General features: G+C 53.7%; 9 protein-coding genes, 2 tRNA genes and 3 rRNA genes. 6 read left to right on the forward strand and 8 right to left on the reverse strand.

The window, feature by feature from the left end:
- The first annotated feature begins 101 nt into the window (after positions 1-101).
- From PYTT_RS03715 to PYTT_RS03725, 3 genes are all read left to right on the forward strand, one after another.
- A complete protein-coding gene (locus PYTT_RS03715) occupies positions 102-416 on the forward strand; it encodes an encapsulin nanocompartment ferritin-likeEncB family encapsulin nanocompartment ferritin-like cargo protein cargo protein (RefSeq protein ID WP_067776755.1) in 315 nt (104 codons plus the stop codon).
- Positions 417-725: 309 nt separating this feature from the next.
- Positions 726-1,979 carry a phosphoribosylamine--glycine ligase gene (gene purD / locus PYTT_RS03720; protein WP_067776752.1) on the forward strand — a complete coding sequence of 418 codons (1,254 nt, stop codon included), beginning with the start codon at positions 726-728 and terminating at the stop codon, positions 1,977-1,979.
- Positions 1,980-2,000: 21 nt separating this feature from the next.
- Positions 2,001-3,074, forward strand: coding sequence for a M42 family metallopeptidase (locus PYTT_RS03725; RefSeq protein ID WP_067776749.1), 1,074 nt, complete (start codon positions 2,001-2,003; stop codon positions 3,072-3,074).
- A gap of 65 nt (positions 3,075-3,139) precedes the next feature.
- Here PYTT_RS03725 and PYTT_RS13280 read toward each other — a convergent pair whose 3' ends face one another.
- From PYTT_RS13280 to PYTT_RS03750, 6 genes are all read right to left on the reverse strand, one after another.
- Complete coding sequence (locus tag PYTT_RS13280) at positions 3,140-4,180, reverse strand: hypothetical protein (protein WP_067776745.1); 1,041 nt, start codon at positions 4,178-4,180, stop codon at positions 3,140-3,142.
- Between the two features lie 247 nt (positions 4,181-4,427).
- A 5S ribosomal RNA gene (gene rrf / locus PYTT_RS03730) occupies positions 4,428-4,543 on the reverse strand.
- 167 nt (positions 4,544-4,710) lie between these two features.
- Positions 4,711-7,535 (reverse strand): 23S ribosomal RNA (locus PYTT_RS03735).
- 199 nt (positions 7,536-7,734) lie between these two features.
- Positions 7,735-7,811, reverse strand: a tRNA-Ile gene (locus tag PYTT_RS03740).
- Positions 7,812-7,855: 44 nt separating this feature from the next.
- Positions 7,856-7,931 (reverse strand) — tRNA-Ala (locus tag PYTT_RS03745).
- A gap of 181 nt (positions 7,932-8,112) precedes the next feature.
- A 16S ribosomal RNA gene (locus tag PYTT_RS03750) occupies positions 8,113-9,626 on the reverse strand.
- The 16S, 23S and 5S rRNA genes sit together here with 2 tRNA genes alongside, the layout of an rRNA operon.
- Before the next feature lie 741 nt (positions 9,627-10,367).
- Between PYTT_RS03750 and PYTT_RS03755 the strand changes: the two genes are divergently transcribed.
- A complete protein-coding gene (locus PYTT_RS03755; protein ID WP_141675824.1) occupies positions 10,368-11,768 on the forward strand; it encodes a hypothetical protein in 1,401 nt (466 codons plus the stop codon).
- Positions 11,769-11,848: 80 nt separating this feature from the next.
- On the opposite strand, the gene PYTT_RS03760 is transcribed toward PYTT_RS03755, so the two are convergent.
- Together PYTT_RS03760 and PYTT_RS03765 are read right to left on the reverse strand one after the other, a co-directional pair.
- Complete coding sequence (locus tag PYTT_RS03760; RefSeq protein ID WP_067776250.1) at positions 11,849-12,847, reverse strand: GGGtGRT protein; 999 nt, start codon at positions 12,845-12,847, stop codon at positions 11,849-11,851.
- A gap of 39 nt (positions 12,848-12,886) precedes the next feature.
- Positions 12,887-13,582 (reverse strand): iron-sulfur cluster assembly scaffold protein, encoded by a 696-nt coding sequence (locus PYTT_RS03765; protein ID WP_067776252.1) that lies wholly within the window; start codon positions 13,580-13,582, stop codon positions 12,887-12,889.
- Between the two features lie 262 nt (positions 13,583-13,844).
- On the opposite strand from PYTT_RS03765, the gene PYTT_RS03770 reads away from it, so the two are divergent.
- Entirely contained in the window at positions 13,845-14,414 is a 570-nt protein-coding gene (locus PYTT_RS03770; protein WP_067776256.1) for a sigma-70 family RNA polymerase sigma factor, read from the forward strand.
- 3 nt (positions 14,415-14,417) lie between these two features.
- Positions 14,418-14,816 carry a hypothetical protein gene (locus PYTT_RS03775; RefSeq protein WP_067776258.1) on the forward strand — a complete coding sequence of 133 codons (399 nt, stop codon included), beginning with the start codon at positions 14,418-14,420 and terminating at the stop codon, positions 14,814-14,816.
- Positions 14,817-14,822: the final 6 nt, after the last annotated feature.

Here is a 14,822-nt window from a genome sequence, read left to right on the forward strand (position 1 = left end):
TCGCATAACTGTTATTTTTACATTCAACGAAAACACCCTTCTCCGGCGTCTCACCCTCTGAAACGTCGCCATGAAGGCACGTTGAAACCAGAAACAAAGTTATGCCTGAATTCTCCAATGCTTTCAGCGGGATGAAAGCCGACCGCAAATTGACCCACGAAGAACTCGTCCGCGCCATCCGATTCATGATCGCGGCAGAATATGAAGCCATCCAGCTCTATGAACAACTGGCAGACTCAATCGACCACGAACTTGCCAAACAGGTCTTGATTGAAATCTCCAACGAAGAAAAAGAACATGCCGGCGAATTTGCCCGCCTGCTTCAAGTCCTCGCGCCCGGAGACGAATCATACTACACGGAAGGACGCGGCGAAACAGAAGAGAAAATCAAAAAACTCAACGATCCCACAGCCTGACAACCGACACACCCTCCCACCTCCTGCCCTCACGAAACGACCGGAACCGCTGCCCGTTCCGGTCGTTTCACGTATGTAGACATCAATAGCACGCCATCGCAGCCGCTGAAAACAACAACAAGGGCCGCCAGCCCCAAACAAAGCCCGGAAAATCGACGCTTTCTCCAGCAAAACACAAAACCACGCAACCTACCCACCACACCGGAACCATCAAACCCGCCACGCGCCCAGCCGCAAAATCACGGCACAACAAAACCCTCGCGCATCCGTACTTGCATTGAACGCAAAAATAAAGCATACTCAAGCCGCATGAAAATCGCTGTCATAGGAAAAGGTGGGCGCGAACACGCGCTCGTGGAAACGTTGGCGAACAGCCCCTGCAAACCCGAAATCTACTCATTCCCCGGCAGCGATGCCATCCTCCGGATAGCCCAGCCCATCGATGCCCATGACCTCGAAAGTCTCATCTCCTGGATGAAAGGCAACAGCATCGACCTCTGCGTAGCAGGAGAAGAAAGCTACCTCGTCACGGGCGAAGGCCTCGCCAACCTCTGCTCTGAAGCGGGTATCCCCTGCTGGGGCCCCGTCAAAGAAAGTGCACAACTCGAAGCCAGCAAAGAATTCTCCAAAGAATTCCTCATCCGCCACGGCATCCCCACGGCCAAAGCACAAATCGCCTCCGATTATGATGAAGCCAAAGCCAAAATCGGCGGCACCTACCCCACCGTCCTCAAATTCGACGGACTTGCTGCCGGCAAAGGCGTCGCCGTCTGCCCGGATGAAACATCTGCCGATGAATTCCTCAAAGAAATCTTCATCGACAAACGCTTCGGCCCCGGCCGCCTCCTCATCGAAGAATGCCTCGTCGGTCCCGAAATCTCCATCTTCGGAGCCATCGTCGACGACCGCTACATGATCCTCTGCCCTGCCCGCGACTACAAACGGCTGGGAGACGGAGACATCGGCCCGAACACCGGCGGCATGGGAGCCGTAGCCTCCCGCCAGCTCGCCGACCCTGCCCTGCTCGAAACCATCGAACGCACCATCGTCGCCCCCACCGTCGCCGGACTCCGCAAAGACGGCCTCCCCTACCGCGGCTTCCTCTACTTCGGGCTCATGCTCACACAGGACGGTCCGAAAATCATCGAATACAACTGCCGCTTCGGCGACCCCGAATGCGAAGCCGTCATGCCCCTCCTCCGCGGCGACCTTGCCTCCTTCTGCCTCGCCGGAGCCAAAGGCGAATTCAAACCCGAACTCATCAGCTTCGACGAAGGTTGGAGCGTCTGCTGCATCCTCGCCTCCAAAGGCTACCCCGCCACCTCCCACTCCGGAGACCTCATCTCTGGCCTCTCCGACGTCACCGAAGCGCGCATCTACCACTGCGGCACCAAACTTGATGCAGATGGTAACTACCTCACCAATGGCGGCCGCGTCCTCGCCATCGTCGCCCAGGGAGCCACCCTCGACGAAGCTCGCAAACGCGCTCACACGGAAACATCCAAAATCACCTTCGACGGAGCCCAGCGCCGCACCGACATCGCCTACCGCTGCTTCGAATAAACCATCAACCGCAAAACGAACATGAACGACGACTCACTCGACTTCCTCACGGAAATCCTCGAAACGCCCAGCCCTACCGGGCATGAAATGGACGCCCAGCGTCTTTGGGCCGCCCAAATGAAAGACCTCACCGACGCCGTCAAGTGCGACGCCTACGGCAACACTTGGGCCACACTCAAAGCCAAAGGCAAAGACGTCAAAACCCTCCTCCTCGACGCCCATGCCGATGAAATCGGCTTCAGCATCCGCTACATCACCGATGACGGCTACCTCCGCGTCGAACGCCTCGGCGGCAGCGACGTCGCCATCGCGCGCGGCCGCCGCATCCGCTTCATGGGAGCCGAAGGCGAAGTCATCGGCGTCACCGGCAACACCGCCATCCACATCCGCGACGACGACGGCAAAAACCCCAAACTCTGGGAACTCTACGTCGACCTCGGAGCCAGCACCCGTGAAGAAGTCGAAGAACTCGGTCTCCGCATCGGCCATGTCGGCGTCTACTGCGACGGCCCCATGCTCATGAACGGCAAACGCCTCGTCTGCCGCGCCCTTGACGACCGCCTCTGCGGCTTCATCCTCACCGAAGTAGCTCGCAAACTCAAGGAAGACAAAATCAAACCCGCGTGGAACATCGTCTTCGGCAACACCGTCCAAGAAGAAGTCGGCTGCATCGGCGCACAAATGCTCACCCACCGCATCAACCCGGATGCCGCCATCTGCCTCGATGTCACCCACGCCACCGACTCCCCCGGCCTCGACAAAGGCCGCTACGGCGACGTCAAACTCGGCAAAGGCGCATGCCTCTGTCACGGCCCGGCTTGCCACCCGAAGATCAACGCGCGCATCGAACTTGCCGCCCACAAAGACAACATCCCCCTCCAGCACGAAACCAGCGGTCGCACCACGGGCACCAATGCGGACTCCATCTTCCGCTCCCACAACGGCGTACCCTGCGCCAACATCTCCATGCCGCTGCGCTACATGCACTCCCCCGTCGAAACCGCCGACCTGGACGACGTCGACACCACCATCGACCTCATCGTCGCCTTCATCAAAACACTCAAAAAAGACGACGACTTCGGCCACAGCCTGTAAAACTCACACTCCACAACCAACAAAAAGGAAAGAGGGCCAACCCCTCTTTCCTTTTTTTATAGACCTCATCCAGCGAACGAACGCAACCGCGTCACCCCCCTGCAACAGGACTTGAACAAAACATCCATCAACGCGGCCAACAAAAGCGAACACACGACCAGCAAGGCATATCCCAGCCACGGCGGCAGCCCATGAAAAAACGGAGCAAACCAATAACCGAAAAGAAAACGGTGATTCAACCACATCCACACGGAATAACGCCCCAACACCATCAAAGGCACCCGAACAAATATCAGATACCGGAAAAGATAAACGGAACCGATCAGCAACGGCAAAATGGCAAAACGTTCCCGAAAGGAAGAAAAAATCACATAACCGATCAATAGGAGACAAACACAAACCAAAGCCGTCCACCAAGCCCTGCTCTTGGAAACAGTAGAACAAAAACGCTGATAACACGCACCCAAACAGAAAACACCGCTATACGTCAGAACATTGGACACAAGGTGATACTCTCCGTTTGAATACATCAAACCCAAACAGGAAGGAAAAAAACGGGAAAAAACGAAAAACGCCACATAATGAGAACCGCAAGCCACCAGAAACAAACCGCACATCAGCAGAGCTACACTGACATCCATGGAAGGGAACCTTCGCCGCACATAAAGAAACAGCGGATAAAGCCCCATCGTCATACACAAAAAAACAGTCGCATACCACCAATCAATATACATCGGCTGCACCATAGTCACGGCCCCGGCATACACCCACATACTCCGATCCAAAGGCACCCAAGGAGTAGGAAACATGAAAAAAACGGCAGTTGCCAGAACAAAACAGAAAAGATAAATCCAATAAAAATGAGAACAACTATGCCATGCAGCCTTCCACACAGAACCTTCGTCACGCTCCAGCTTCGTCGAAAGCCCATATCCCGAAACAAAAGCGAACAACGCAATACAAGCCGCACACACAAATGAATCCGGGAACAGGAAATGCAGAGCAACCATCAAAAGAATAGCGATACCTTTAATGGTCAAGGAATCGTCTTTGGAAAGGGCGAAGAGAGAGAGTTTTCGGGAAGAGAGAGAGTCCTGATTGTTCACGCGAGTGACAATAACAGATCACAAGTTTCCGATACAAGAAAAAAGAGCGCAGGATCTCACTGGGAGGCACGCCAGGGCTTCTCGGCCTCATTTCAGCAACCAGTCTCATTCAACCTGACGCTTGTTGCGTTCACCATTCCACGCCCCCTGGCAGCATGACGTAGTCATGGTAAAGGCGTCAAAACTCACGCATCGTACAAACGAAGAAGCCCCGCATGCAATTAAGCAAGCGGGGCTTCATATAACATCCCGGCGGCGACCTACTCTCGCGGGACCTGTCGTCCGACTACCATCGGCGCGGCAGCGTTTCACTTCCGGGTTCGGAACGGGACCGGGTGGGACCACTGCGCTGTGACCACCGGGTTTCAGCTTGTTGAGGGCTGCCTATCCGGGAGTCATTGGTATGTGCGGGGATGTTATGTTGTTGTCTTCAGGCTCGTATGAGGAGGCTGACATCCGTGTGGCATGTAGTGTTTAATATTGAACTTGGCGTTACTTTCTTTGACAGAGTCGTCATTGAGGTTCATGGTGAAAAGAAGTCAATCGGTGATTAGTATCACTCGGCTTAATGCATTACTGCACTTCCACCTATGACCTATCAACGTGGTCGTCTTCCACGAACCTATAGGGAAAACTCATCTTGGGATGGACTTGGCGCTTAGATGCTTTCAGCGCTTATTCCTTCCGCACTTAGCTACTCGGCCATGCACTTGACAGTACAACCGATGCACCAGTGGTGCGTCAGACCCGGTCCTCTCGTACTAAGGTCTGAACCCCTCAATTTTCCAACGCCCACAGAGGATAGAGGACCGAACTGTCTCGCGACGTTCTGAACCCAGCTCGCGTGCCGCTTTAACCGGCGAACAGCCGGACCCTTGGGACCTTCTCCAGCCCCAGGATGCGACGAGCCGACATCGAGGTGCCAAACCACGCCGTCGATATGAACTCTTGGGCGTGATCAGCCTGTTATCCCTAAGGTACCTTTTATCCGTTGAGCGACGGCAATTCCACTTTCTACCGCCGGATCACTTGGGCCTGCTTTCGCATCTGCTCGACTTGTTGGTCTCGCAGTTAGGCGCGTTTATGCCCATGCACTCGACACTCGGTTGCAGACCGAGCTGAACGCACCTTCGCACTCCTCCGTTACTTTTTGGGAGGATACCGCCCCAGTAAAACTGACCGGCTGACACGGTCCCATTGCCGGTTTCACGGCTTATGGTTAGATTCTCCAATCTCAAAGGGTGGTGTCTCATTGGCGACTCTGGCGGGCCCTAAAGCCAACCTTCATAGTCTCCCACTTACTCTGAGCATTGCGACCGAAGAAACAATGACAGCTTACAGTTAAGGTCTATAGGGTCTTTCCGTCCTTCTGCGGGTAGGCGGCATCTTCACCGCCACTACAATTTCACTGAGCGCCTAGTTGAGACAGTGCCCAACTCGTTTCACGATTCGTGCAGGTCGGAACTTACCCGACAAGGAATTTCGCTACCTTAGGACCGTTATAGTTACGGCCGACATTCACCGGGACTTGGGTTCAGAGCTTCGCTTGCGCTAACCCCTTGCCTTAATCTTTCGGCATTGGTCACGTGTCACACCCTATACTTCGACTTGCGTCTTTGCAGAGTGCTGTGTTTTTGATAAACAGTCGGTTGGGCCATTTCTCTGCGGCCTGATCTCTCAGGCACCCCTTCTTCCGAAGTTACGGGGCTAATTTGCCGAGTTCCTTAACTAGGTTTCACTCTTGCGCCTTGGTATATTCTACCCACCCACCTGTGTCGGTTTACGGTACGGGTTCCTTAGCATACGGCAGGGCTTTTCTTGGCACTCGATTTGATCATGCGTTTCGGCCGAAGCCTCCACTCGGAATTCGTTTACCTGGTGATCTCTTCTCATGCGTCCTCCTGCTTTAAGGGTCGGAAGCTCAGGATTATTAACCTGATGTCCATCGCCTACGCCTCTCGGCCTCGGCTTAGGTCCCGGCTAACCCAGGGACGTACATCGTTGCCCTGGAAACCTCGGGTTTACGGCGGACATGTATTTAACATGTCTTTACGTTACTAATGTCTGCATACTCACTTGAATGCTCTCCAGGTTCAGTCGCCATCCCCCTTCTACGTACATTCAACGCTCTCCTACCACTCTATCTTACGATAAAGTCCAGAGCTTCGGTATAACGCTTATCGCCAATCATTTTCGGCGCAGGATCACTCGATGAGTAAGCTATTACGCATTTTTTAAATGGTGGCTGCTTCTAAGCCAACATCCTCACTGTCTGTGTAATCCCACATCCTTTCCACTGAGCGTTATTTTGGCACCTTAGCTGCTGGTCTGGGCTGTTTCCCTTTCGACAATGAAGCTTATCCCCCACTGTCTCACTGCCATATTCCATTGCGCGGTATTCAGAGTTTGATAAGGTTTGGTAAGCGGGTGTGCCCCCTAGCCTTGTCAGTGCTTTACCCCCGCGCATCAGCATATGACGCTGCACCTAAATGCATTTCGGAGAGAACCAGCTATCACGGGGTTTGATTAGCCTTTCACTCCTACCCTCAACTCATCAGAGAACTTTTCAACGTTCACCTGTTCGGTCCTCCACATAGTTTTACCTATGCTTCAACCTGGTCAAGGGTAGGTCACCTCCGCTTCGGGTCCAGTACCCGCGACTTAACGCCCTTTTCGGACTCGCTTTCGCTACGACTCCATCCCGGAAGGATTTAGTCTTGCCACGAACACTGACTCGCAGACTCATTAAACAAAAGGCACGCCATCGCCTTTACGGCTCTGACACTTTGTAGACTTACGGTTTCAGGTTCTATTTCACTCCGCTCACAGCGGTTCTTTTCACCTTTCCCTCGCGGTACTTGTTCACTATCGGTCGCCAACTAGTATTTAGCCTTGCGCGGTGGTCCGCGCGGATTCATACACCGTTCCACGTGTGGTGTATTACTCAGGATTCCTCTTACTCCCACTGGTCATTTCGCTCACGAGGCTTTCACTCTCTCCGGCCTACCTTTCCAGGTAGTTAAACTATGATCAATGGTCGAGTTTGTCGAGGTCCTACAACCCCGAAGGAGTACCTTCGGTTTGGGCTCTACCGCTTTCGCTCGCCACTACTTACGGTATCGATTTCTCTTTCTTTTCCTCCGCTTACTGAGATGTTTCACTTCAGCGGGTGTCGCGTTCCTTATCCTATGTATTCAGATAAGGTCGATTCCGTATTACCGGAATCAGGTTACCCCATTCGGATACCCCCGGGTCTTAGCTCACTTGCAGCTCTCCGAGGCTTTTCGCAGCTTGTTGCGTCCTTCTTCGCCTGTTGGCACCAAGGCATTCTCCGTAAGCCCTTGGTTTCTTCTTTCCGCGGATTTCTCCGTTTCCAGAACCCCAATGACTTTCTGTAAAGTTTTTTGTGTGTTTTGCTTGGTTCTATTATTTTAAGTGTAAAATTGTATATTTCCCACTTTGGTTGGTTGAAACCGATTTCTCGGTTTCTCCTATTTGCCACACGGATGTCAATCTCCTTTTACCGTTCACTTTGCTTCGCCTCCATTAGGCGTTGGTGGGCCTAACAGGACTTGAACCTGTGACCCCACGCTTATCAAGCGTGTGCTCTAACCAACTGAGCTACAGGCCCTTTTTTGCTTCCGTTTTTTTCGAGAGGTCTCTTCCACCTTGTTTTGGTGGAGGCACGGGGACTCGAACCCCGGACATCCAGCTTGCAAAGCTGGCGCTCTACCAACTGAGCTATACCCCCTTTGGTTTTGGGTTCGGTCAAGAGAGTGTTTGTCGGAAAAAGCCGTGACGCGCGCCGTCTGTTCTCTGCGCTTGTGTTGCAGGAGTTTACACATCTTTTTATCGTTTCGGAAGTATCGCAACACTTCCGTCTCAGCCGAGGCTGAGTCGACCTAAGAGATTTTCATCTCTTTTCTCCATAGAAAGGAGGTGATCCAGCCGCAGGTTCCCCTACGGCTACCTTGTTACGACTTCATCCCAGTTACCAGTCTCACCTTAGGACCCTGCCTCCTTGCGGTTGGCTTCAGATACTTCGGGTGCGACCGGCTTCCATGATGTGACGGGCGGTGTGTACAAGACCCGGGAACGTATTCACGGCGCCGTAGCTGATGCGCCATTACTAGCGATTCCATCTTCATGTAGGCGAGTTGCAGCCTACAATCCGAACTGGGCCCAGTTTTCATGGATTGCCTCCCCCTCGCGGGTTCGGTACCCTCTGTACTGGGCATTGTAGTACGTGTGCAGCCCTGGGCATAAGGGCCATACTGACCTGACGTCGTCCCCACCTTCCTCCCAGTTGATCTGGGCAGTCTCGCCAGAGTCCCCACCATAACGTGCTGGTAACTGGCAACAGGGGTTGCGCTCGTTGCTGGACTTAACCAAACATCTCACGACACGAGCTGACGACGGCCATGCAGCACCTGTGTGACGCCACCGAGGTGTCACATGCTTTCACATGTTGTTCATCACATGTCAAGCCCAGGTAAGGTTCTTCGCGTTGCATCGAATTAAGCCACATACTCCACCGCTTGTGCGGGTCCCCGTCAATTTCTTTGAGTTTTAATCTTGCGACCGTACTCCCCAGGCGGCACGCTTAACGCGTTTGCTCCGGCACGTGGGGGGTCGATTCCCCACACACCAAGCGTGCACCGTTTACTGCTAGGACTACAGGGGTATCTAATCCCTTTCGCTCCCCTAGCCTTCGTACCTCAGCGTCAGTACATGTCCAGGAACCCGCCTTCGCCACGAGTGTTCTTCTCGATATCTACGCATTTCACTGCTACACCGAGAGTTCCGGTTCCCCCTCCATGACTCTAGCATCACAGTATCAAGCGCACTCCAGGGGTTGAGCCCCTGCCTTTCACGCCCGACTTATGATGCAGCCTACGTACCCTTTACGCCCAGTGATTCCGAACAACGCTTGAGACCTCTGTATTACCGCGGCTGCTGGCACAGAGTTAGCCGTCTCTTCCTCTTGTGGTACTATCAAGCTTGCGCCTTGCTCCCACATGACAGGGGTTTACAATCCGAAGACCTTCTTCCCCCACGCGGCGTCGCACCATCAGGGTTTCCCCCATTGTGAATGATTCTCGACTGCTGCCACCCGTAGGTGTCTGGACCGTGTCTCAGTTCCAGTGTGGCCGGACATCCTCTCAGACCGGCTACCCGTCATCGCCTTGGTGAGCCGTTACCTCACCAACTAACTAATAGGCCGCGAGCCCCTCTTCAAGCGCATTGCTGCGTTTACTCTTGCGAGTCTATCGGGCATTAATCCCGGTTTCCCAGGGCTATTCCCGTCTCGAAGGCAGGTTGCTCACGTGTTACTCACCCGTGCGCCACTAAGAAGCATTAGCAAGCTATTGCTTCTCCGTTCGACTTGCATGTCTTATCCACGCCGCCAGCGTTCGTTCTGAGCCAGAATCAAACTCTCCATATTATATTTTTTAGAAATTGCTGGTTTCCGCTCGAATCTTTCGATTCTGCGGATGCCATGCGTCCCCTGCTCTCCATCCCTTTCGGAACGGGTCTTCGCCTAGTTCAGCACGGCGTGCGTCACGACTTTTTCCTCTCTCTTTTTCCTCCTCTCAAGTGCTCTCCGCAAGGTTTCGTCTCCTCGCTGCCGGTCTCCCGGCTTCAGCACTTCGAAAGTCTTTCCTGTAAAGTGTTCGCCTCTTCTCCTGAAGAGTTTGCCCGCGGCCCTCGCTTCACTCTCACTCGCCCTTGCCTTGCCGGCTTCCGGTTCGTTCCGTGTCGCGTCTTTCGCGGCGCCCCGTAGTGGGGTGAGGAGAGTTTACTCTTTTTTTCTCTCACGTCAAGGTTTTTTCACTCTTTTTTTCTTCACCTCCTCCCCAAACTACCCCCACAACACACCCATAACAACTCGCCTTGAACAATTTATACGTTTTTGACTTTTTGTGATTTTTTTAAAGAAAAATCCCACAAACTTGCAAAATTGGCGAGATTCTGTGCTTTCAGGCTCTTTCTTCGCTTTTCAAAGGGATTTTATCACACCAGACGGACTATATCTCGCCGAATTCAGAAAGAATGCCTCTCCTATAGGCTTCCCTCCGTTTTCCCATTTGGGTTGCACCTGTACCTCGGGGTAGCTTGCAAAGTTTTCTTCGTGAAACCTATCTTCTTTCTTGACACCATTGGCAAATGAAGGATGATGGATTATATGTTTCGCCATATTTGTTCCAGCTGTATCCTGGTTCTATTCGCAAATTCCGCGCATGCAAACGCAGCGGCGGATGCAAATGCTTCACCGTTGCACGTGGAGGAGGTCAATTCAGTTGCTACCGTTCATTCGGAGCAGCCGCTGGATTGGCCGTCAGGCGCATCTTTGCTCGAGTTCAAAAAGGACGGGATGCTTTTATCCCGGCTTATCGTGCCCGCCGGATATATCGAGACGGTTGTCGATGATGTTCTTGCACGTGTGGCCGTGAAAGTTCAGACGAGTAATGCCACGTTCGAGATTCACCTGTTCGATCCAGCCAGCAGGCAAAGTTTCCCCATCGATATCGATCCGCTTCACCGCGAGTTCACCCGGCTGGAGCCCCATATAACGCCGGAGATGTTCTGGAATGTTGCCCGGATTCAATGCGTGGAGTTCAAGAAGGGAACACAACACTGCGTCGTCGGCCAGGCGACCCATTCCAGGACATTCGGCCATTATGGCGCACTCAAGAGTATGACGATTACGGTACCGTTTACCATTGATATGGCCCAAAATCCTCCAAAAGAGCATTTTTTGGAGCAGCCTCGTGGCGCTTTGTCCATTCAGCCGGGTACCATCACGATCGAGGATGAGGCGCCACCCCTTGTTCCCATGGAGTCCATTCCGGCGGCATGGGTGCGCGAGTCATTTACCGGCAAGGAATACGGGCAGGCGCTCGTCGATGCCCAAAAGAAGGAAGACGCTGCATGGGACAAACTGAAGCAGGAGATTGAAACTGTGGGAGATGATCTGGTCGCCGAGTTCGATATTCGGCGCCGATTTTTCGAAGAACATCCCGATTTCGGTACGGATAGCAATGCCGGATGGTTTCCTGACTGGTTTTTGCTTTATCCCGAGGCAGCCAACGATCCGAATCTCGACCCCTCCATGAAAAGGGAGCTTGTTTTAAAAGATCTCGTGTTGAAATATGAAGAAATTTACCGGAACAACGCTCTTTCCGGTTCCGTTCGAGACAGGTTTCTCTACGCCTGCTGGCCTGTGCATAGGGACGAGGCACTTGCGAAAAAATGCTGGCAGGAGAGAGATGCTTTCGTGAAAGATCTGTTCCTGAAGCGCAGCAACAGTCTTGCTGGCGCCTTGCACGATTTTTCCATGACGAAGATGTGGTCGGAATTGACGAATCTTCCTCTTTCCCGATTCAAAGCGGGTTCCTCTCCCGCAGCAGGAGAATATTACCATCCCTATTATGAATGGAAGGAGCCGGACGGCAATACCCGGAAGCTCCAGTGGGATAATGTCGCCGCAGGGCTGGTTCTGAGCGAGGCGGATTCAGGCCGATGGATCAAGATTTTCACGCGCACCCCGGACGGCTGGAAGTCGTTTACCGTTCCGCAGGAATAGGAATGAGGTCTCGCTCAACGCAAAAAAGCGCCCGCGTGCCATTCGGTACGCGGGCGCTTGGTTTTCAGGATGTTTCCCGTTTACTTGGAAGCTTCTTCGATGGCAACGGCCACGGCGACGGTGGCGCCGACCATGGGGTTGTTGCCCATGCCGAGGAGACCCATCATTTCAACGTGGGCAGGCACGGAGGAAGATCCGGCAAACTGAGCATCGGAGTGCATGCGGCCCATGGTATCGGTCATGCCGTAGGAGGCAGGGCCGGCGGCCATGTTGTCCGGGTGCAGGGTACGACCCGTACCACCACCGGAGGCAACGGAGAAGTACTTCTTGCCCTTTTCATTGCATTCCTTCTTGTAGGTGCCTGCAACGGGGTGCTGGAAGCGGGTCGGGTTCGTGGAGTTGCCGGTGATGGATACGTCCACGCCTTCATGCCACATAACGGCAACACCTTCACGGACGTCGTCGCAACCGAATACGCGCACGGCGGCTTTCGGTCCCTTGGAGAACGCCTTTTCGCGCACGACATTCAACTTGCCGGTGGCATAGTCGAATTTCGTTTCAACGTAGGTGAATCCGTTGATGCGGGAGATGATGTAGGCAGCATCCTTGCCGAGGCCGTTGAGGCACACGCGAAGATCCTGCTTGCGAACGCGGTTGGCGGATTTGGCGATACCGATGGCGCCTTCAGCGGCGGCAAAGGATTCGTGGCCGGCGAGGAAGCAGAAGCATTCCGTTTCATCGCGCAGGAGCATGGCGGCCAGGTTGCCATGGCCGAGGCCGACCTTGCGGTCGTCCGCCACAGAACCGGGGATGCAGAACGCCTGAAGGCCTTCGCCGATGGCTTCGGCGGCTTCGGCGGCTTTCTTGCAGCCTTTGCTCAGAGCGATGGCGGCACCGACGACATAAGCCCATCCGGCGTTTTCAAACGCGATCGGCTGGATGTCATTCACGATTTTGCGAGCATCAATGCCCTTGGAGAGGACAAGCTTTTCAGCATCTTCAATCGAAGCAATACCGTACGGGGCGAGGGCTTCGTTGATCTGCTTGATGCGACGGTCGTAGGATTCAAAAAGAGGCATAATATAGATCCTTTCTCAATAAATGGTAATATGTTGTAATTATTCGTGGCGGGGATCAATGTGCTTCACGCCTTCTTCGTCGAAACGACCGTACTGACCGGTGCACTTCTGAACGGCTTCGTTGGCATCCATGCCCTTCTTGATCATTTCGAGCATCGGACCAACGCGGATGAACTGGTAGCCGACGATTTCGCCGTCTTCATCGACCGCGAGCTTGGTGATGTAACCTTCAGCCATTTCGAGGTAGCGGGCGCCTTTGGCACGAGTGCCGTACAGGGTGCCGACCTGGGAGCGGAGGCCTTTGCCAAGGTCTTCAAGTCCGGCGCCGATGGGAAGGCCGCCTTCCGAGAAGGCGCTCTGCGTACGGCCATAGACGATCTGGAGGAAGAGTTCACGCATGGCGGTGTTGATCGCGTCGCATACGAGGTCCGTATTCATGGCTTCCAGAATGGTTTTGCCCGGAAGGATTTCCGAGGCCATGGCGGCGGAGTGGGTCATGCCGGAGCAACCGACGGTTTCCACGAGAGCTTCTTCGATGATGCCGTTCTTGACGTTGAGCGTCAGTTTGCAAGTACCCTGTTGAGGAGCGCACCAGCCCACACCGTGGGTCAACCCGGAGATATCCTTGATTTCCTTGGCCTGTGTCCACTGCCCTTCCTGAGGAATGGGGGCCGGACCATGGTTGCAGCCCTTCTTGACGCAACACATCTGTTCGATTTCGTGAGTAAACTGCATAGTAATCTATGTTTTGCTAGAGGTTGACATGCAGTATAACTCCCCGATGGGAAGCTACACCTCGTCGAGCATATGATAACTGTTTTTTTCACCGCTGGCGAGTACAAAAACGAGATTTGTCCGTCTTTGCACCAAAGCATTATTTTTGCCTGATTATCAATAAAAAATAAAATTCAATACATCGTTCTCACACATTTTTTTGAAAAAAATCGCTTTTTATTTAGGACGATTCCTGTTTCATGCGTTATTATTCTTGTAAGGCATGCCGGAGAAAGCAATCAGGGACAGCAAAGAGACAGGGGATTCCCCCCTGGGCAATTGCGTCGATTGGTTCCGAACCAATCGGAACAGCCTGCTGGCTTTCGCCCGGCTTCAGGCGTCCGGCGATCTGGATGCCGATGACCTTCTGGCAGAGACGATCAAACAAATCGCCCGGGCACTTGCCGACAAGCGCGTGTCCGACTCTCCGGATGACCTGACGCCTTATGCCTTTACCACCATACGCCATACCGCCATCACCTGGCGGAGGCGCAATACGAATCGCCGCTGCTCGGAACAAAACTATAGTACTGAAGCCGAAGCCACGGAACAGATTCAACCATGGATGAGCGTTTCCGAAGATACCGACTATCTCAAGAACCGATTGCAGGAGAAGCTTCTCCAGCTGCCGGTCGAACTGGCGGAAATCATCATCATGAAAACCTGGAGCGAGCTTTCTTTCTCGGAGATTGCCCGCATTACCAATACCGCAAAGAGCACGGTGGACAGCCGATACCGAGACGCCCTTGCCCGACTGCGGAAAATGTTGCGAGAAGACCCCATATTCTACTGAACCATGTACAGCAATTCTACACCTCCCGAAGAGAGCGATATCGAGACATTGCTCAGGCAACTGGCCCTGCCCGAGATGGATTCCCGGCAAGGCACACGCCTTGAAGCATGTCTGATTACCGAATACTCGTCCCGGAAAAACCGAAAGAAATATATCGTCCTGGCGCTCGCCGCCGCTTTCATCGCCGTACTGGGCAGCCTCGCCCTTCTGGCACCCGGCACCACCCAGGCGGAAACATCCACCCGCCTCGTGCGCATCACCCCGCTGGGGAAACGCAACGAGGGTCAGGCATACAATCTCCTGTACGAAAACACCGTTTCCATCCCGACAGGAAAGAACGCCAAAGTCATCGTCACAGTCCCTGAAGAAAAAACCGTCATCGTATCCGATGACGTCATTTAACTCCAC

It is taken from the genome of Neoakkermansia glycaniphila (assembly GCF_900097105.1).
GTDB classification, from domain to species: Bacteria; Verrucomicrobiota; Verrucomicrobiia; order Verrucomicrobiales; family Akkermansiaceae; genus Akkermansia; species Akkermansia glycaniphila.

What these genes read in the sequence shown, in the direction of transcription:
- PYTT_RS03755 (WP_141675824.1), top strand. Translation starts at nt 10,368, where the DNA reads ATGTTTCGCCATATTTGTTCCAGCTGTATCCTGGTTCTATTCGCAAAT.
- PYTT_RS03765 (WP_067776252.1), bottom strand. Translation starts at nt 13,582, where the DNA reads ATGCAGTTTACTCACGAAATCGAACAGATGTGTTGCGTCAAGAAGGGC.
- PYTT_RS03775 (WP_067776258.1), top strand. Translation starts at nt 14,418, where the DNA reads ATGTACAGCAATTCTACACCTCCCGAAGAGAGCGATATCGAGACATTG.
- PYTT_RS03770 (WP_067776256.1), top strand. Translation starts at nt 13,845, where the DNA reads ATGCCGGAGAAAGCAATCAGGGACAGCAAAGAGACAGGGGATTCCCCC.
- PYTT_RS03760 (WP_067776250.1), bottom strand. Translation starts at nt 12,847, where the DNA reads ATGCCTCTTTTTGAATCCTACGACCGTCGCATCAAGCAGATCAACGAA.
- PYTT_RS03715 (WP_067776755.1), top strand. Translation starts at nt 102, where the DNA reads ATGCCTGAATTCTCCAATGCTTTCAGCGGGATGAAAGCCGACCGCAAA.
- purD (WP_067776752.1), top strand. Translation starts at nt 726, where the DNA reads ATGAAAATCGCTGTCATAGGAAAAGGTGGGCGCGAACACGCGCTCGTG.
- PYTT_RS03725 (WP_067776749.1), top strand. Translation starts at nt 2,001, where the DNA reads ATGAACGACGACTCACTCGACTTCCTCACGGAAATCCTCGAAACGCCC.